Consider the following 17,965-nt stretch of genomic DNA (forward strand, 5'->3'; position numbering starts at 1 on the left):
TTCGCGCCAGACCGTCGAGATCGAGCCGGCAACCGCGCGCCAGGGCGCCGCGGTCTTCGGAAATTTTCACTGTCTCGCCGGAGGCCAGATCTTGCAGAACCATGTCGCAGCGCCGTCCCGGCGCTACGGGCGCCACAGGTTTCTCGATCACGCCGCCAAGGCGCAAACCGGCTTTTTTCGCGCTCTTGGCAATGGCTTGAAAAATCTCGCCGATGTTGAATCCTTCGTCATAGACCAGTGCTGTCAGCGGAAGGCCGGTGGCGAAATCCACGCCGATTTTTATCATCGCGTTCATCGGATTCATTCGCCTCCGCAACTTCCGCAGCAGGGTGCGGGTTGCCCCTCCCGCGAAATCGCCCATTCGAGCATGAAGCGCAGGCAGGCGGCGCCGGGATCGTCAGTGCGTCCCATAGCCGCCATCAACGCCACCCATTCATCGTCATTGGCTTCATTGGAGAACAGCCGGACGGAAGCCGACGCATATTCACCCAGCGTCTCTCCGTAAGCCGCAGCCTTCGTTTCGGCCTGAGCCAACAAGCCGAGATCGCCGAATTGCATCAGGGCCGCGGCGACGACGGACGGGTCGTCGAATTGCCGCAAAATATCGCCTAAAATCATCTCGCCCTCACCTCGGCTTTCGGCCATCTGCCGGGAGCAATGAAAAGCCTTCTATCCGCGCCTGCGCGGCGAGAATGCCGATAAATTGCGCCACGGCTTGTCGTTTGCAGGTCTCGTCAAGATATTCCGCGATCCGGTCGGCGACGAGTTCATAGGCCAGGGTTTCGCCCTCGATTTTGCGATCGAGACGCACGACGTGAAAACCAAAACGCGTGTGGATCGGCTCGGGCGCAATGATTCCGAGCGTCAGCTGAGCCAGAGCTTTTTCAAATTCGGGAACGGTCTGCCCGCGCGAAATCTGCCCGAGATTTCCGCCCTGCTCCCGCGACGGACAGGCGGAATAAACCCGCGCGGCGTCGGCGAACGAGGATGGATCTCGCGCGAGAATTTCGATCAACGCCAACGCGCTTTGGCGCTTTTCCTCAACTTGCGTCGGTTCGTCGGGATTGGCGGCGATCAAGATATGCGCGGCCTCGTAGAGATCGCTTGAGCGGAATTTCTGGCGGTTCTGTTCGTAATAGCGCCGGCACGAAGATTCGTCCGGCGTCGGCGTTTTTACCTCGTGCTCTGTCAGAGCCCGGATCAAGGCCTCCTCGTCGGTCTCGCGGCGGCCCTGATCGTCCGTCGCCGGCTCAGGCGGCAAGCCGAGCCGACGCGCCTCCTGCAACAGCAATTGCCGAATGACCAGCGCCTGCGCCGCCTCAAGCCAGGCGGCGGCGGGCGTCGCGGCGCGATGATTCTGCGCCTCGCGCGAAATTTTTTCACGTGGAATGGCGACGCCATTGACGCTGATGATTTTGCGCGAGGGCGCCAAACCGGGAGAGCAAGCGCTCATCGAACCTACTCCGCCGGAACGCGTGTGCGCACGATTTGATAGCCAGTGCGGCTCAGATACCAGATCGGCGCCGACCAGACATGCACCAGCCGCGTGAACGGAAAGACCAGAAAGATCGTCATGCCGAGCACGAGATGCAGTTTGAACACCAGCGGGACGTCCGCGACATTGAGCCAGGCGTCGGTCTGCAAAGTGAGGACGCCCTGCGCCCAGTTCATGAACTTGACCATCTCATGACCGTCCATCGCGCCGAGTGAGACGAAGATTGTCGACAGGCCGAGCAGAAGCTGGGCGAACAGGATGAGCAGGATCGCGGTGTCGCCAAAGGACGAATTGGCGCGGATCCGCGGATCGAGCAGGCGGCGATGGGTCAGAAGCGAAATGCCGACCAGGCACATCAAACCGGCAAGCCCGCCGACGACGATCGCCAGCCCCTGTTTGAAGCCATGGCTCATGCCCAGCGCGTCGAACACCCAGATTGGTGTCAGCAGGCCGGCGCAATGACCGAGAAAGATGATCAATATGCCGACATGAAACAGGTTCGAGCCCCAGAACAATTGCTTGCGCCGCAGCAGTTGCGACGAGCCGCTGCGCCAGGTGTATTGCTCGCGGTCAAAGCGCACGAGGCTGCCCAGAAGAAAGACTGTCAGGCACAGGTAGGGATACCAGCCAAACAGCGCATGATTGACATAATCGTTCATGGCGTGTCGTCCCTTCAGACGTTGGTGGAATGAGTGAAAACGGGACGTTGGCCCGACGTCTCCAGTCCGGGCGCCGGACGCCGCGCCTGACGCAGTTTCGCTGCCAGCGTGTCCTGGCCGCATTGGGCGGGATCGTCGTCCTGGCCGAAATGGACGGCCTCGTCTTCATAGGCTGCGTCGAGCGCTTCGAGATCGTCCGGCGCGGGATCGGGTTCTCCGCGTAAAACTTCCAGCAAGGCCATGTCTGGCTTGGTGCGCGCTATGGCGACAAGGGCGCGAAACACCGCTTCGAACCGCGAGTTTCGCTTGTTCAGCCGCTCCGCCAAAGCGGTGAGGACATGGGCGGGCTGTTCCAGCAATTCCCGCGCTTCCTCAAGCTCGAGCAGCGAGGCGAATTCCAGAAATAATGGCAGAAAATCCGGCAGTTCGCGTGGGTCCGATTGCAGACCCTTCGCCTCGTAAACCGCCTTGAGATCGATCATCGCCTGGCCGCGATCACGGCTTTCGCCGTGGACGTGCTCGAACAAATGCAGGGAGAGCGAACGCGTGCGGTCGAACAGCAGGCCATATTGCTCCTGCAAATCATAGAGATCGCGCCCCTTGAACTCCTCCAGCAAGGCGAGCAGCGCGCGCCGCTCGTCTTGTGGCGCCAGCGCCTCGCGCTCGATGACCGCGCCGATTTCGTCGATGGCGTCGAGCAAATCCCGGCTCGGATAGGAGAGGATCGCCGACAAGGCCTTGAACGTCTGCATCACTCGACCTCCATCGGCGTTCTTGTTCCGCGCGCCTTCTTCGGGCTTCCAAACAGATTGAGCTCCGTTTCGCCGCCCGAACAGCCATTGCCGAACGTGAAGCCGCACGATCCGCGCAGATCGAAGGCGTCTTCGCCTGCTTCGCGGTGCGCCGTGGGAATGACGAAGCGATCCTCGTAATTGGCGATAGCCATGATCTGATACATGTCCTCGATCTGCTGGCGGTTCAAACCGACCTTCGCGGCGATGCTGTCGTCGATCACCCCGTCGATGGTTTTGGCGCGCATGAAGGCGCGCATCGCCAACATCCGTTCAAGCGCGGTCGCCACCGGCGCCTCGTCGCCCGCCGTGAGAAGATTGGCGAGATATTTGAGCGGAATGCGCAAGCTGCGCACGTCCGGCATGGCGCCGTCCATGCCCATTTTGCCGGCTGCCGCCGCCGACTGGATCGGCGACAGCGGCGGCACGTACCAGACCATCGGCAGGGTGCGATATTCGGGATGCAGCGGGAAGGCGACCTTCCATTCCATCGCCATTTTCCAGATCGGCGATTTCCGCGCCGCCTCGATCCAGGCTTCAGGAACGCCATCGGCGCGCGCCTGCGCGATCACTTTCGGATCGCTGGGATCCAAGAAGATTTTCAGTTGCGCGGCGTAAAGGTCGGCATCGTCCTTCGTGCTCGCCGCCGTTTCGATCTCGTCGGCGTCATAGAGTATGACGCCGAGATATCGGATGCGCCCGACGCAGGTTTCCGAGCAAACGGTGGGCTGCCCGGCTTCGATGCGCGGATAACAGAAGATGCACTTTTCCGATTTGCCCGACGACCAGTTGTAATAGATTTTCTTGTAGGGGCAGCCGGAGACGCACATGCGCCAGCCGCGACATTTGTCCTGGTCGATCAGCACAATGCCGTCTTCCTCGCGCTTGTAGATCGCGCCCGAGGGACAGGAGGCGACGCAGGCCGGATTGAGGCAATGCTCGCACAGGCGCGGCAGGTACATCATGAAGGTGTTTTCGAACTGGCCGTACATCTCCTTCTGCACGCCTTCGAAATTGGCGTCCGCCGAGCGCTTGGAAAATTCGCCGCCGAGAATTTCTTCCCAGTTCGGGCCGCCTTCGATCTTCTCCATCCGCTCGCCGGAAATCAGCGAACGCGGGCGCGCGGTAGGGAAGGCTGCAAGCTCTCCCGCCTTTTGCAGATGCGCGTAATCGAAGGTGAAAGGCTCGTAATAATCGTCGATTTCGGGCAGGTCCGGATTGGCGAAAATATTGGCCAACACCCGCCATTTGCCGCCGATGCGCGGTTCGATGCCGCCGTTGGACTTGCGGGTCCAGCCGCCTTTCCAGCGCTTCTGGTTTTCCCAGTCCTTCGGATAGCCAATCCCTGGCTTGGTTTCGACATTGTTGAACCATGCGTATTCCATGCCTTCGCGGCTGGTCCAGACATTCTTGCAGGTGATGGAGCAGGTGTGGCACCCGATGCATTTATCGAGGTTGAGCACCATGCCGATTTGAGCGCGGATTTTCATGAGGCGTTCCCTTATTCCGCTGCGGTGTTGAGCGGGCCGCGAGACGCGCCCTTTTTGGTCTCGTCGCAGGGCTTTTCCAGCCAATCGACTTTCGACAATTTGCGGATGATGACAAACTCGTCGCGATTGGCGCCAACCGTGCCGTAATAGTTGAAACCATAGGCCTGATGGGCATAGCCGCCGATCATGTGCGTCGGCTTCATCATCGTGCGCGTCACCGAATTATGGATGCCGCCGCGCCGTCCCGTGGTCTCCGAACCCGGCACATTCACGATCTTTTCCTGCGCATGATACATCATGCACATGCCCTGCTTTACACGCTGCGAGACCACTGCTCGCGCCACCAGCGCGCCGTTGCAATTATAGGCTTCGATCCAGTCGTTATCGACCAGACCGGCCTGTTTCGCGTCGACCTCGCTGATCCAGACAATCGGCCCGCCGCGCGAAAGCGTCAGCATCAGCAGATTGTCGGTATAGGTCGAGTGGATGCCCCATTTCTGGTGCGGCGTGATGAAGTTCAGGACGATCTGTTTTTCGCCATTGGGATGCTTGTCGATCACCGGTTTGATCGCGCGCGTGTCGATGGGCGGGCGATAGACGCAGAAACCTTCGCCGAAGGCGCGCATCCACAGATGATCCTGATAGGTCTGCTGCCGTCCGGTCAGCGTGCGCCATGGGATCAATTCATGCACATTGGTATAGCCGGCGTTGTAGCAGACATGCTCGCTTTCGAGCCCCGACCAGGTCGGCGCCGAAATGATTTTCCGCGGTTGCGCGACCACGTCGCGGAAGCGGATTTTCTCGTCTTCCTTCGGCAATGCCAGATGCGCATGTTCGAGGCCGGTGGTTTTCGACAGCGACTCCCACGAACGCACCGCGACTTCGCCATTGGTCTCCGGCGCCAGCATGAGAATGACTTCGGCGGCGTCGATGGCGCTGTCGATGCGCGCCAGCCCTTTGGTCGGCCCTTCCTCACGGACCACGCCGTTGAGATGTTTTAAATGCACGACCTCGTCGCTGGTTTCCCAGGCAATGCCCTTCACGCCATTGCCGAGCTTATCCATCAGCGGACCAAGCGAAGTGAAGCACTTGTAAAGATTGGGATAGTCGCGCTCGACCACCGTCACCGCCGGCATGGTCCTGCCGGGAATGGCGGCGCATTCGCCCTTTTTCCAGTCCTTCACGTCGAGCGCCTGCGCGATTTCTCCGGGGGAATCGTGCATGATCGGGGTCAGCACGACATCCTTCTCGACGCCGAGAACTTCAGGCGCGACAACTGAGAACGCCTTGGCTATTCCCTTGTAGATTTCCCAGTCGGAACGCGTTTCCCAGGCCGGGTCCACCGCGGCGGTGAGCGGGTGGATGAAGGGATGCATGTCGGAAGTGTTGAGATCGTCCTTCTCGTACCAGGTCGCGGTCGGCAGCACGATGTCGGAATAGACGCAGGTGGTGGACATGCGGAAATCGAGCGTCACCAGAAGGTCGAGTTTTCCTTCCGGCGCCGCCTCATGCCAGGCGACTTCCTGGGGCTTTTCACGACCTTCCTCGCCGAGATTCTTGCCGAGCACGCCATGCGAAGTTCCGAGCAGATGTTTGATAAAATATTCGTGGCCCTTGCCCGACGAGCCGAGCAGATTGGAGCGCCAGACGAACAGGTTGCGCGGCCAGTTCTTCGGATCGTCCGGGTCTTCGCAGGACAGTTTCAATTCGCCCGAAACCAAACCCTGCACGACATAATCCTTCAGCTCAAGACCCTTTTCCGCCGCCTTGTTCCACAGCGTCAGCGGGTTCTGTTCCAGTTGCGGCGCCGAGGGCAGCCAGCCCATGCGTTCGGCGCGTACATTATAGTCGATCACCGCGCCGTCCCACGGTCCGGCGGGCGCCGTCGGCGACAGGATTTCCTTCGGGTCCAATGTCTCGTAGCGCCACTGATCGGTATGGGCGTAAAAGAACGACGTGCCGTTCATCTGACGCGACGGACGGCCCCAGTCGAGGCCGAAAGCCAAAGGCGCCCAACCCGATTGCGGACGCAATTTTTCCTGGCCGACATAATGCGCCCAGCCGCCGCCCGACTGGCCGACGCAGCCGCACATCACCAGCATATTGATGACGCCGCGATAATTCATGTCGCAATGGAACCAATGGTTCATCGCCGCGCCGATGATCACCATCGAACGCCCATTGGTCTTTTCGGCGTTCAGCGCGAACTCATGCGCGACCTGGATAATCTTGTCGCGAGGAACCCCGGTGATCGCCTCCGCCCAGGCCGGCGTATAGGGGGTGTTCTCGTCGAAATTCTTCGCCACATTGTCGCCGCCGAAGCCGCGATCGACGCCGTAATTGGCGAGGAAAAGATCATAGACCGAAGCGACCAGAACCTCGCCTTCCGAAGTTTTCAGGCGCGTCGCCGGAACGCGCCGCTGCAAGATGCTGGCGTGGTCGGAACTGGCGAAATGCTCATGCTCGATATTGCCGAAATAGGGAAAAGCGACGTCGACTTTTTCGTGTTCGCGGTCCTTCAGCGACAGCAGCAGATCGACCGGCGAACCGTCGGAAGATTTCGCCTCCAGATTCCACTTGCCCTTCTCGCCCCAGCGGAAACCGATGGAGCCGATCGGCGCGACCAGTTCGCCGCTCTCGCCGTCAAAGGCCAGAGTCTTCCATTCGGCGTTGTTGGTCTCGTTGAGCGCCCCATCCAGATCGGAAGCGCGCAAAAAACGGTCGGGAATGAGGCGGCCGTCTTTTTCCTCCAGACGCACCAGCATCGGCATGTCGGTATAGCGCTTCAGGTAATCGACGAAATAATCGACCTGTTTGTCGATATGGAATTCGCGCAGGATCACATGGCCCATGGCCATGGCCAGCGCGGAATCGGTTCCCTGTTTTACCGACAGCCATATGTCGCCGAATTTCGCGGCCTCGGAATAATCCGGACAGATCACCGCGCTCTTAGCGCCGCGATAGCGCGCCTCGGTGTAGAAATGAGCGTCCGGCGTACGCGTCTGCGGCACGTTGGAGCCCCACAGGATGAGGAAGCCGGCATTGTACCAATCGGCCGATTCCGGCACGTCGGTCTGCTCGCCCCAGGTCTGCGGCGAGGACGGTGGCAAATCGCAATACCAGTCGTAAAACGACAGGCAGACACCGCCGAGCAGCGACAGATAACGCGCGCCGGCCGCATAGGACACCATCGACATTGCGGGAATCGGCGAGAAACCGACGACGCGATCCGGGCCGTAATTCTTGACCGTATAAGCGTTGGCGGCGGCGATGATCTCATTGACCTCGTCCCATGGCGCCCGCACCAGTCCCCCATGGCCGCGCTTGCTGGTATAGGACTCGCGCTTAAACGGGTCCTCGACGATCGACGCCCAAGCCGCCACCGGCGGCAAATTCTTCCTCGCTTCGCGGAAAAGTTTCAGCAGGCGCGAACGGACCAGCGGATATTTCACCCGGTTCGCGGAATAGAGATACCAGCTGTAGCTGGCGCCGCGCGGACAGCCACGCGGTTCATGATTGGGCAGGTCGGGCCGCGTGCGCGGATAATCGGTCTGCTGCGTCTCCCAGGTGACGATGCCGCCCTTGACGTAGATTTTCCACGAGCAGGATCCGGTGCAGTTCACGCCGTGAGTCGAGCGCACGATCTTGTCGTGCTGCCAGCGTTTTCTGTAGCCATCTTCCCAGCGACGGTCCTCGGTGGTGGTGATTCCGTGTCCATCGGCGAAGGGCTTTTTCTCCCTTTGGAAGAAAGTCAACCGGTCAAGAAAATGGCTCATGCGCGAAAGCTCCGATTGTTTTTGTTGCGCGAGAGAAGATCAATTTGCGAGAGAAGGCGTAGCGACGGCGCGTTCGACGTCGTGCAGCAGGCCGCCCTTGCGGGTGTAGACAGCCCAAGTGACGACGACGCAGATCACGTAGAAGGCGAAGAAAGCCCAAAGCGCGCCCGAGGCGCCGCCGGTCAGCCCGATCGACGTGCCGTAGGATTTGGGAATGAAGAAGGCTCCATAGGCGGCTATCGCCGAGGTGAACCCGGTGATCGCCGCCGATTCCTTTTCCGCCTGCCGCGTGCGCGCGGCGGCGTCCATCTGCGGCTCCAGCCGGGCGATTTCCTTGCGCATGATCGCGGGGATCATCTGGAAGGTCGACGCGTTGCCGATTCCGGTCATCAGGAACAGGAACAGGAAACAGCCAAAGAATCCCCAGAAGGCGCCGGGCTGATCTTTGATGGCGATGAAATAAATCACGCCGAGCACGCCGAGCATCATGCCGACGAAGACGCCGAGCGTGACGCGTCCGCCGCCCCACCGATCGGCGATCCATCCGGTTCCCGACCGCGCCAGCGCGCCGACCAGCGGGCCGAGAAAGGCGAACTGCAACGCGTCGACCTGCGGGAACAGAATTTTGCTGAGCAGCGGGAAGCCGGCGGAATAGCCGATGAACGAGCCGAAAGTGCCAGTGTAGAGCAGGCACATGATCCAGTTGTGGCGGCGGGAAAAGATCACGGCCTGTTCGGCGAAGGAAGCCTTGGCCGAAGCAATGTCGTTCATGCCGAACCAGGCGGCGAAAGCCGAGATCGCGATGAACGGAACCCAGATGAAGCCGGCGTTCTGCAACCAGAGCGTCGTCGCCTTGGCGCCCTCGCCGGCGGTCTCCGGCGCGCCGCCGAGCCAGCCGAACACACCCGAGGCGATCACCAGCGGAACCAGGAATTGCACGGCGCTGACGCCGAGATTGCCCAGACCGGCGTTGAGCGCCAGGGCGTTGCCCTTTTCCGCCTTGGGGAAGAAGAAGGAAATATTGGCCATGGAGGAGGCGAAATTGCCGCCACCGAAACCGCAGAGCAAAGCCAGGATCAGCAACACGACATAGGGCGTGTCGGGGTTCTGCACCGCATAGCCGATGCCGACCGCCGGGATCAGCAACGACCAGGTCGCCAGCGTCGTCCACAGACGGCCGCCGAAAATCGGCACCATGAAGGAATAGAAGATTCGCAAGGTTGCGCCGGTCAGGCCGGGCAGAGCCGCGAGCCAGAAAAGCTGGTCGGTGGAATATTTGAAACCGACCAGAGGCAGTTTGGCGACAACCACCGACCACACCTGCCAGACGGCGAAGGACAGAAACAGCGAGGGTATCGACAGCCACAGATTGCGTCGGGCGATGGCGCGGCCGGTTTTTTCCCAAAAGGTCTTGTCTTCCGGTCGCCAGTCCTGCAGCACAGCGCCCGACAGAGCGCCGACATGCGCCGGCGTGTGAATTTCCTGCATTTCCGGCAGTTGCGGCAAGGCTTCGAGAGCGATGGCGCCCTGCTCCATCTGGCGGATCGAGAAATGCATCCACGCCAGCGCGCCGGCCACGATCAGGAACAGCAGCATGAAGCAGCTGGTCCACAGGCCGGTCAGGTCGAACAGGGCGCCAAAGGCGATCGGCAGGACGAAGCCGCCGAGGCCGCCGATCATGCCGACGAGGCCGCCGACCGCGCCGACATTCTTCGGGTAATAAACGGGAATGTGCTTGAAGACGGCGGCCTTGCCGAGAGCCATGAAGAAGCCGAGCACGAAAATCGTGACGATGAAGCCGGGCAGCCCCATTTCAATGTGGAAGGCCGTCGCTCCATGCGCGGTGCGCACGACATAATCGGCGGGCGGATAGGACAGGATGAAGGTGCAGAGCACCGCGACCAGAAAGGTCCAGTACATCACCGTGCGCGCGCCGTAACGGTCGGATAGATGGCCGCCATATGCGCGGAACAGGCTGGCGGGCAGCGAGAACATCGCCGCCGTCATGCCCGCCGTCTCCAGATCGACGTGATAGACATTCATCAGATATTGCGGCAGCCACAGCGCCAGAGCGACAAAGCCGCCGAAGACGAAGAAATAATAGAGCGAGAACCGCCAGACCTGGATGTTCTTCAGCGGCGCCATTTCCAGCCAGGCGCTCGGCGGCTTCACGCCGGCGCGGCGGCGTTCCGCCACCACCGGGTCTTCCTTGGTGGTGAACCAGAAAATGACCGCCATCGCGGCCAGAGCCACCGCCCAGACATCGGCGACGCCCTTCCAGCCCATCGCGATCATCACGAAAGGCGCGCAGAATTTGGTGACCGCGGCGCCGACATTGCCGGCGCCGAAAATCCCGAGCGCCGTGCCCTGCTTGCCCGCCTCGTACCAGCGCGAGACATAGGCGACGCCGACCGCGAAAGAGCCGCCGGCTATGCCGACGCCGAGCGCCGCGAGCAGGAATTGCGGATAGGTCTCCGCATAAGTCAGCAGATAAGTGGCGAGGGCCGCCGCCAGCATGACGAAAGTGAAGACGCGGCGCCCGCCATATTGGTCGGTCCACACGCCGAGGGCCAGACGAATCAACGACCCGGTCAGGATCGGCGTGCCGACCAGCAGGCCGAATTGCGTCTCGCTCAGGCCAAGGTTTTTCTTGATCTGAATGCCGATGATGGCGAAAATCGTCCACACCGCGAAACACAAAGTGAAGGCGATGGTCGAAATCCATAGCGCGCGTTGCTGCGCGTTCCGATCCTGCAATGCGTCCGTCATTTTCAAACCCGCCAGACAGGGGAAGATTTTCTCTGCGGCAGATTGGCTACAGCGGCAATATTGTCTCTTTGATTTCGGTCAAAAAACGGTCTTTTTAACGTAAAAACTATAGGTTATTGGATTTTAATCAATTCCAGCCCCGTTATTTTGCTTGACGCTGGACAATGATTGTCGCCCCTGATTTGATAAGTATCAATCGCGTAACGTCGCCATTCGGGCGCCGGCGCAAAGGGTGAGAACATGCGCGCGGAAGAACGCGAAGACATCGTCCGACATCCGCTTCTGGCGGCCTGCCGTCCCGAGACGGTGGATTTCCTGCTGCAAGGGGCTTTCGCACAGCGCTTTCCCGCCCACACCCAACTGACGAAGGAAGGCGAGAAAGCCGATTTCCTCTATGCGGTCCTGTCGGGCTCGGTCGAGCTTTCCGCCGCTTGGCAAGACCGCGAAACAACCATTGCCGTGATCGGGCCGCCGCATACGTTCATCGTCGCGGCCGTCGTGCTCGACCGGCTTTACCTGCAATCGGCGCACGTGCTGGAGCCCGCCCGGATCCTGATGCTGCCCTCGGGATCGGTGCGGCAGGCGATGCGCCAGGACGCCGGTTTCGCGACCGCCGTGGCGGCGGAAATGGCCATTGCCTATCGCACAGTCGCGCAGGAGCTGAAAAACCAGAAATTGCGCACCAGCCTGGAACGCCTAGCCAATTGGCTGGTGCATCGCGACAAGGAAACCGGCGGCAGCCACCGTTTCATCATCCCGTTCGAGAAGAAGATATTGGCGGCGCGTCTCGGCATGGCCCCGGAGGTTCTTTCGCGCGCTTTCGCGACGCTGGCGCAATATGACGTGCGCGTCGACGGCGCGACCGTCATCGTCAAGGATTGGTCCGCGCTGGAAAAACTGGCCCATCCCGACCCGCTGATCGACGATGAAACAGTTTGATCGAGAAACACCACGGACCGAAGGAAGGGTAGATCGCGATCGTTGTTTTTCCGGATGGATTCATTTCAGGGGAACGACCGCTTGGGAATGTCTGTTGACATGTCCGGCAAGTTTGCCGAGCGACCGCCTTGGGTCAACTAGACGGTCGCCGAACATCCTGCGGATGACGGCTTCGATGCCGGCTGCCGCCGTTGTTGGAGGCGCCGCCGACGGTCGCCAACCAGCCGTGCCTGACCACCCTATAGGGCGCCATGGACGCCAACAGGATGGGCGTGGGACAATCCTTCGCAGGCGAGCACCCCGGGAGCGCGCTTCACCGGAGAGAGCGCGACTTGCAGGCGACGAAACCGCCGCCTATATGCCGGCAATGTACGATCATTCCCTGCAATTCAGCCTCGACGAGAGCGAAAGCCCCGGCGAGGAGGCGCTGTCGCGCGCCGCCCCCACAGCCGCGCCGGAAAAGGCGGCGGCGCAAGAGCGCGTCCTGCTCGACGCTTATTCCAACGCCGTGACGGCCATCGTCGACGAGGTCGGGCCGAGCGTGGTGCGGCTCGATCTGCGGCGTGACGACGGCAAGCTGGCTGGCGCCGGCTCGGGCTTCATGGTTTCGCCCGATGGCCTGGTCGTCACCAACGCCCATGTCGTCGGCGCCGCCAGAACCGCCGAGGTTTCGACCCTGGACGGCCGAAAATTTTCCGCGCGCATTCTCGGCCGCGACGCCGACACCGATCTGGCGCTCGCCCGCATCGAGGAAGACGCCACCTTTCCAACGGCCAAGCTCGGCGATTCCAAGGCCCTGCGACGCGGCCAGCTGGTGGTGGCGATCGGCAATCCGCTGGGCTTCGACGCCAGCGTGACGGCGGGGATCGTCTCCGCGCTCGGCCGCTCGCTCAGCTCGAACAATGGCCGCATGATCGAGGACGTCATCCAGACCGACGCCGCGCTCAACCCCGGCAATTCCGGCGGCCCGCTGGTCTCCTCGCTGGGCGAGGTCATTGGCGTCAACACCGCGGTGATCCGCGGCGCGCAAGGCATCTGCTTCGCCATCGCCTCCTCGACGGCGCAATTCGTCATCGGCGAAATCATCCGTCATGGACGGGTGCGTCGCGCCTATATCGGCGTCGGAGCGGCGACCCACGTCCTGCCGAGGCGCCTCGCGCTGCATCATGAACTGACGCAGGCCAGCGGCGCCCTCCTGACCCATGTCGAGAACGGCGGGCCCTCCGACCGATCCGGCCTGATGACCGGCGACGTGATCGTCGCCATCGACGGCGCGACCATTTTGGGCGCCGGCGATCTTGTTCGCCATCTGGACGCCGAAAAGATCAACCGCGTCTGCTCGGTCGATTTTTTGCGCCGAAGCGAAAAGCGGCGCGTCTGGATCGCGCCGACAGAGCGACGCGGCTAAACAAAACAAGCCCGGTCGCTGAGACCGGACTTGTCGTCAGGCTTTCGCCGGAGAATTCAGTTCGCCGGCGCAGTCTGTCCGGCCTGACAGGCGGCGATCCATTTTGTCAGTTCAGCAACATGGCCGGCCTCTTCGGCGACGAATTCCTTGGCCAGAATCTTGATTTCTGGATCCTCGGTCGTGTCCAGCACATGCTTGTAATAATCATAGCCGGCGGTTTCCGCCGCCAGAGCGATCTGCAGCGCCTCGGCGCGGCCGATCATCGGGTCCGTGCCCCAGATCGCCGCCGCCTCCGGGCTTTCGAGATCCGGCCAGACAAATTCGTCCGGGCTGATTTCCGGGATTTCGCGAAATCCCGCGCGCGCCCGCGCGTCGGCGAGATGCAGTTTGGAATAATCGGACAGACGGCGGAATAATTGCCCCACTTCCCGATTGCCGCCGCTTTCCATGGCGTCGGCCAATTCGCCGAAACGCTCCGCAGCCTCCTTTTCGAGATGAATCGAATAGGCCAGGAATTCTTCTACCGTCTGCATCGATCGCCTCCCGTTCCGCTTGGCGTGTTTTAAAATTCGAACTTTTTTCATACACCCGCCGCCGCTCGCCACAAGCCGCTTTTTTAGGCAGTGGGCAAAAACAAGCAATGTCGGCTTCGAACTTTGGTGCGAAGCCGAGTCTGAGCCTGGCGCGAGCCCTGTGCTTTTCCTCATTGAAATCCCGCCCGATAAGCGGAAAGATCGCTCCGCGGAGCCAAAACCGGCGCCAGCTCGCGGGAGAAGTAAAATGCGGAAAATTCCGGCTCTGCTTCTGCTCGCCGGCGCTTTGGCGGGCGCCTTTTATTTCGCCGGCCGCTCTTCGCACGAAAATTCCGTCCCCGAAAATGTGGCGATCGAGACCATCGCCACTGAGGCCGTCGCGGCGTTGGCGGAAGCCTATCCGGCCGACGAAAAGGCGTTGGTTCGCCGCGCCGCACACGCCAAGGCGCATGGCTGCGTCAAGGCGACGTTCCAGGTCGATCCCGCTCTGCCGGAGAACCTGCGCGTCGGCACCTTCGCCCAGCCCGGCCAGCGTTTCAAAGCCCTGATCCGTTTTTCCAACAGCGCGTTCACGCCGGGCCCCGACCGCGACCCCGGCGGAAGGGGGATGGCGCTCAAACTGATCGACGCCGATCCCGACCGGGCGGACCCATCACGCCTGCGCCCCCCTCACGACATTCTGTTCATCAATTATCCGATCTATTTCCTGGCCAATATCGAGGATTTCGACAACTTCATGCAGGTCGGCGGCATCAAGGGCGATCTGGAGCACGCAAAGGCCTATTTTCTGCCGGACCGAAATCCTTTCGACTGGCGTCTGCGTGAGCTTTCCATCGTTTATCGCAACGCAACAGCTGAAATTTCCTCGCCGCTTGGCGCGGAATATTTTTCGATGACCCCCTATGGTTTCGGGCCGGGCCGCGCCATCAAATATGCGGCCAAACCCTGTGCGCCGCCTGAAGCCGGGCCGACGGCGCAGGACAACCCCAAGCAGGACAACCCCAATTATTTGCGCAGGGCCCTGACCGAGGAATTGAAGGCGGGCCCGGCCTGTTTCGAGCTTTTCGCCCAGCAGCGGCCCGCCGACATCAGCCTTGACGACGCGACGCAAAATTGGCCGCTAACGGCCTCGCCGATGGTTTCGCTGGGACGGATCGACATTTCGCAGCAGGACGTCGCCGCGGCGGGCCGGGACGCCTTATGTGAGAACCTGAGCTACAATCCCGGCAATGCCCCGGCGGGACTTGAGCCCTTGGGCGGAATCAACCGCGCCCGGATCGAACTTTACAGTCGCGCCTCGGCCTATCGTTTCGGCCGCAACGGCGCAGCCCCGACAGACGCGGCGCGGGCCTGGGACCAGTTCTGAGATCGTGTCTCGAAAAAGTGATTGGCGACCCGCGCAAGCCTTTGCCCGGAGCGCGTATAACCGTCGAAGTGCGAATTGTTGTAATATTCGTCCGCCTTGGACGTAATCCAGACAATTCAGCTCCAGCCTTGGAAAACACTTATGCCACGCCGCCTGTTGCTCGCTTTGGCCATCCTGTCGATCTCGAACGGCGTTTGGGCGGCCGAGGTGCGGATCGCATTTCCCGCCGCCTATGCCGACGATGTCTTCGTCAAATCGCTGCTGTCCAGCAAGGTTCTCGCCGACGCCGGGGTGACCCTCGCGCAGCAAAAAGCCGAAACCGAGGGCGCCGCCATGCAGGCGGTCAAGACCGGCGCGGCGGATATCGGCGTCTTCACGTTGGCGGATGAGGATTTGCACAAGTTGCAAAAGGCTGGGACGGAAACCTCGCTTTTAACGCGGCCGTTCATGTTCAAATCGGCCGACGAGGTTTTTCTGATGCAGAAAAGTTTCCTCGGGGACGCGGCCGCCAACGATGCCGGCCGCTCCGGCCTGTTTCCGCTGCAATTATGGAATCACGCCATCACCTATTTCTTGACCAAGGAGCCCATCCGCTCGGCGGACGATTTCAAGAAACTTACCGTGACGTCGGATTATGGCGCGCCGGCCGTGAAAATTCTCAATGCTGTCGGCGCCAAAACCTCCGACGCCACGCCGACCGTGACAGGCGGCGCGTCCAACGCCATCGAGACCCAACTTGGCGCCAAGATGCTGGATTACGCCGCAAAATATAACGGCAAACTCTACCTCACCACCGGTTGGCCGGAGACCGGACTTTTGGCCGCGGCGCCCGCCTCGTGGATGAAGCTCAGCGAGGCGGAGAAAAACGCGCTCAAAACTGCGGCCGAGCAGGCGCGGCAGGCGTCAGACGCGGCGATCTTGGCGCGCGACGAGGCGATGCGCAAAATTCCCAACGTCGAGGTCAATCAACTCGCCAAGCCGCAGCAGATGCAATTGGCCATGCGCTCCGAAGGCGACGGCCACGCCGTCATGTCCAAGGAAATAGACCTGTGGCGCAAGGCGGAAGCGGAAGTGCATGCCAAGCCATCGCCCAAACCCGCGCCCCCCGCCGCGCCGGTAAAAATGATGGCGGCGCGTTCGCCGGTGCTCTTCGTCACCGACCGCAATGATGAGGGGACGCTGGATTACAAGACGCGTTTCGGCTCCCGGCGCCTCGATCCGTTCGAATATACCTGCGGCTATGTCGGCTCGCCGGCGCGCAATTCCGGCGAACCGCACCTGCCGCCGGCGCCAAAGACGCTGACCAAGGGCGTCGAGGAATGCGCGAAGCTGATCGTCGCCAAGACCAGGGAAGCCGGCGGGTCCAAGGTGATGATCGTGATCCACGGCTTCAACATCGCCTTCGACAGCCTCCTCTGGCGCGCCCTGCAATTGGGGTCGGATGTCGATTACGACGGCGCCATCGTCGGCTGGAGCTGGCCTTCGGAAGGCTCGGCTTTCGGTTACGCCTATGACGAGGATTCCAGCACCTGGAGCGAACCGCATCTGGTCGAACTGGTGAGCGAAATCGCGGCGGCGGGGCCGGAACTGCAACTCGATTTCGTCGCGCACAGCATGGGAAACCGCATGCTCCTTCAGATGCTGCGTGAATTCGCCCAGGCCAAGTCGAAATTGCGGATCGGCGCGGCGGTTTTTGCGGCGCCCGACGTGGCGCAGGACGTGTTTCGCGAGCAGATCAGGATGGCGCGCAAGATCGGCATGATCCGCACACTTTACGCCTCGCAATATGACCGCGCCATATTGATCTCGGAGAGCTATCATCAGGCGCCCCGCGCCGGAAGCGGCGGGGACAATATTCTGGTCACCGGGGGAATTGAATCGGTCGACACCCGCCTCGGCGGCCATTCCTACGTATTCGACGAACCCAAGGCTATTTCGGACTTCAAACAGATTCTCAACAAAGCGACGCTCGCGCCGTTGCGCGGCCTGGAAGAAAAGGAAAAAGCCGGCGCGCCCTATTGGGTGATCGAACCTTAGCGCCCTTTTCCGAAGCGAGGGATTTCTCTGGGTTCATCGCCATGGAAAAATCGCGTTAGTTGTGCTACATTGTAGCCCAAGGAGAAAAGCATGAAGACGAATAGCGTAGTCCGTGCGCGGATCGACGAGCAGACCAAGCAGGAGGCCGCCGCCGTGCTGGAGAAAATTGGCCTCACAGTCTCCGACGCGTTCAGGCTGATGATGAAGCGGATCGCCGCCGAGAAGGCCTTGCCGTTCGATCCACTTGTTCCCAATGCCGAAACCGTGGCGGCCATGAACGCTGCCCGGAATGGCGAACTTGCGTCGGTCGGCGCGCCGGATCAGCTGCTGGCGAGCCTGAATGCGGGAGATTAAATACACCGCGCAATTCAAACGCGACTATCGGAAGCTGAAATCTGGACGTTACGCCAAGAAGTTTGACGGCTGGCTGATGGAAACCGTCACCATGCTCGTGGCGGATACCCCATTACCGCCGCGCTTTTACGATCATGCCCTGGTCGGGGAATGGGCCGATCACCGCGATTGCCATGTGCGGCCCGACCTCGTGCTGATCTACCGCAAGCCCAACGACACGACACTCGAACTCGTGCGTTTCGGCTCCCATAGTGAACTTGGCCTCTGAACCGCGCCAATCCGGTTAACGCACATACCCACTACCTATAGAGGGGCCTGTGCGCTAGTTGCAACGGCAGAGATCGGCGG

15 protein-coding genes are annotated in these 17,965 nt (G+C 61.2%); 6 read left to right on the forward strand and 9 right to left on the reverse strand.

The window, feature by feature from the left end; translation table 11 throughout:
* The 8 genes from ACLP2E_RS11670 to ACLP2E_RS11705 all read right to left on the reverse strand — a co-directional run.
* A partial coding sequence (locus tag ACLP2E_RS11670) for a DUF2478 domain-containing protein (protein ID WP_442466028.1) occupies window positions 1–295 on the reverse strand: 295 nt, incomplete at its 3' end.
* A 5-nt stretch (window positions 296–300) separates the two neighbouring features.
* Window positions 301–618, reverse strand: a complete 318-nt coding sequence (locus ACLP2E_RS11675; protein ID WP_442466029.1) for a hypothetical protein — start codon at window positions 616–618, stop codon at window positions 301–303.
* A 7-nt stretch (window positions 619–625) separates the two neighbouring features.
* Window positions 626–1,453, reverse strand: coding sequence for a peptidylprolyl isomerase (locus ACLP2E_RS11680; protein ID WP_442462051.1), 828 nt, complete (start codon window positions 1,451–1,453; stop codon window positions 626–628).
* Window positions 1,454–1,458: 5 nt separating this feature from the next.
* Window positions 1,459–2,154, reverse strand: coding sequence for a respiratory nitrate reductase subunit gamma (gene narI / locus ACLP2E_RS11685; RefSeq protein ID WP_442462052.1), 696 nt, complete (start codon window positions 2,152–2,154; stop codon window positions 1,459–1,461).
* A gap of 14 nt (window positions 2,155–2,168) precedes the next feature.
* A complete protein-coding gene (gene narJ / locus ACLP2E_RS11690; protein ID WP_442466030.1) occupies window positions 2,169–2,906 on the reverse strand; it encodes a nitrate reductase molybdenum cofactor assembly chaperone in 738 nt (245 codons plus the stop codon).
* Entirely contained in the window at window positions 2,906–4,435 is a 1,530-nt protein-coding gene (narH, locus tag ACLP2E_RS11695) for a nitrate reductase subunit beta (protein ID WP_442466031.1), read from the reverse strand. Before narH ends, narJ begins: the two co-directional genes overlap by 1 nt.
* 11 nt (window positions 4,436–4,446) lie before the next feature.
* Window positions 4,447–8,211 carry a nitrate reductase subunit alpha gene (locus ACLP2E_RS11700; protein ID WP_442466032.1) on the reverse strand — a complete coding sequence of 1,255 codons (3,765 nt, stop codon included), beginning with the start codon at window positions 8,209–8,211 and terminating at the stop codon, window positions 4,447–4,449.
* A 39-nt stretch (window positions 8,212–8,250) separates the two neighbouring features.
* Entirely contained in the window at window positions 8,251–10,980 is a 2,730-nt protein-coding gene (locus tag ACLP2E_RS11705) for a nitrate/nitrite transporter (RefSeq protein ID WP_442466033.1), read from the reverse strand.
* A 240-nt stretch (window positions 10,981–11,220) separates the two neighbouring features.
* Here ACLP2E_RS11705 and ACLP2E_RS11710 point away from each other — a divergent pair, with 240 nt between their 5' ends.
* Together ACLP2E_RS11710 and ACLP2E_RS11715 are read left to right on the forward strand one after the other, a co-directional pair.
* On the forward strand, window positions 11,221–11,919 hold the full coding sequence (locus ACLP2E_RS11710) for a cyclic nucleotide-binding domain-containing protein (protein ID WP_442462057.1): 699 nt from the start codon (window positions 11,221–11,223) through the stop codon (window positions 11,917–11,919).
* 367 nt (window positions 11,920–12,286) lie between these two features.
* Window positions 12,287–13,327, forward strand: a complete 1,041-nt coding sequence (locus ACLP2E_RS11715) for a S1C family serine protease (RefSeq protein WP_442466034.1) — start codon at window positions 12,287–12,289, stop codon at window positions 13,325–13,327.
* A gap of 56 nt (window positions 13,328–13,383) precedes the next feature.
* Here ACLP2E_RS11715 and ACLP2E_RS11720 read toward each other — a convergent pair whose 3' ends face one another.
* The gene (locus tag ACLP2E_RS11720) at window positions 13,384–13,860 is read right to left on the reverse strand and encodes a ferritin-like domain-containing protein (RefSeq protein ID WP_442462059.1); all 477 of its coding nucleotides are present in this window, start codon (window positions 13,858–13,860) and stop codon (window positions 13,384–13,386) included.
* 247 nt (window positions 13,861–14,107) lie between these two features.
* Here ACLP2E_RS11720 and ACLP2E_RS11725 point away from each other — a divergent pair, with 247 nt between their 5' ends.
* From ACLP2E_RS11725 to ACLP2E_RS11740, 4 genes are all read left to right on the forward strand, one after another.
* Window positions 14,108–15,226 (forward strand): hypothetical protein, encoded by a 1,119-nt coding sequence (locus ACLP2E_RS11725; RefSeq protein ID WP_442462060.1) that lies wholly within the window; start codon window positions 14,108–14,110, stop codon window positions 15,224–15,226.
* A gap of 141 nt (window positions 15,227–15,367) precedes the next feature.
* Window positions 15,368–17,263 carry a TRAP transporter substrate-binding protein DctP gene (gene dctP / locus ACLP2E_RS11730; RefSeq protein WP_442462061.1) on the forward strand — a complete coding sequence of 632 codons (1,896 nt, stop codon included), beginning with the start codon at window positions 15,368–15,370 and terminating at the stop codon, window positions 17,261–17,263.
* 90 nt (window positions 17,264–17,353) lie between these two features.
* A complete protein-coding gene (locus ACLP2E_RS11735) occupies window positions 17,354–17,617 on the forward strand; it encodes a type II toxin-antitoxin system RelB/DinJ family antitoxin (RefSeq protein ID WP_442462062.1) in 264 nt (87 codons plus the stop codon).
* The gene (locus ACLP2E_RS11740; protein WP_442462063.1) at window positions 17,604–17,885 is read left to right on the forward strand and encodes a type II toxin-antitoxin system YafQ family toxin; all 282 of its coding nucleotides are present in this window, start codon (window positions 17,604–17,606) and stop codon (window positions 17,883–17,885) included. Before ACLP2E_RS11735 ends, ACLP2E_RS11740 begins: the two co-directional genes overlap by 14 nt.
* Window positions 17,886–17,965 lie beyond the last annotated feature (80 nt).

It is taken from the genome of Rhodoblastus sp. (assembly GCF_052145335.1).
In the GTDB taxonomy this organism is placed as follows: Bacteria; Pseudomonadota; Alphaproteobacteria; order Rhizobiales; family Beijerinckiaceae; genus Rhodoblastus.

Coding starts and splice junctions, on each gene's coding strand:
- ACLP2E_RS11675 (WP_442466029.1), bottom strand. CDS start 618: ATGATTTTAGGCGATATTTTGCGGCAATTCGACGACCCGTCCGTCGTC.
- ACLP2E_RS11680 (WP_442462051.1), bottom strand. CDS start 1,453: ATGAGCGCTTGCTCTCCCGGTTTGGCGCCCTCGCGCAAAATCATCAGC.
- narI (WP_442462052.1), bottom strand. CDS start 2,154: ATGAACGATTATGTCAATCATGCGCTGTTTGGCTGGTATCCCTACCTG.
- narJ (WP_442466030.1), bottom strand. CDS start 2,906: ATGCAGACGTTCAAGGCCTTGTCGGCGATCCTCTCCTATCCGAGCCGG.
- narH (WP_442466031.1), bottom strand. CDS start 4,435: ATGAAAATCCGCGCTCAAATCGGCATGGTGCTCAACCTCGATAAATGC.
- ACLP2E_RS11700 (WP_442466032.1), bottom strand. CDS start 8,211: ATGAGCCATTTTCTTGACCGGTTGACTTTCTTCCAAAGGGAGAAAAAG.
- ACLP2E_RS11705 (WP_442466033.1), bottom strand. CDS start 10,980: ATGACGGACGCATTGCAGGATCGGAACGCGCAGCAACGCGCGCTATGG.
- ACLP2E_RS11710 (WP_442462057.1), top strand. CDS start 11,221: ATGCGCGCGGAAGAACGCGAAGACATCGTCCGACATCCGCTTCTGGCG.
- ACLP2E_RS11715 (WP_442466034.1), top strand. CDS start 12,287: ATGTACGATCATTCCCTGCAATTCAGCCTCGACGAGAGCGAAAGCCCC.
- ACLP2E_RS11720 (WP_442462059.1), bottom strand. CDS start 13,860: ATGCAGACGGTAGAAGAATTCCTGGCCTATTCGATTCATCTCGAAAAG.
- ACLP2E_RS11725 (WP_442462060.1), top strand. CDS start 14,108: ATGCGGAAAATTCCGGCTCTGCTTCTGCTCGCCGGCGCTTTGGCGGGC.
- dctP (WP_442462061.1), top strand. CDS start 15,368: ATGCCACGCCGCCTGTTGCTCGCTTTGGCCATCCTGTCGATCTCGAAC.
- ACLP2E_RS11735 (WP_442462062.1), top strand. CDS start 17,354: ATGAAGACGAATAGCGTAGTCCGTGCGCGGATCGACGAGCAGACCAAG.
- ACLP2E_RS11740 (WP_442462063.1), top strand. CDS start 17,604: ATGCGGGAGATTAAATACACCGCGCAATTCAAACGCGACTATCGGAAG.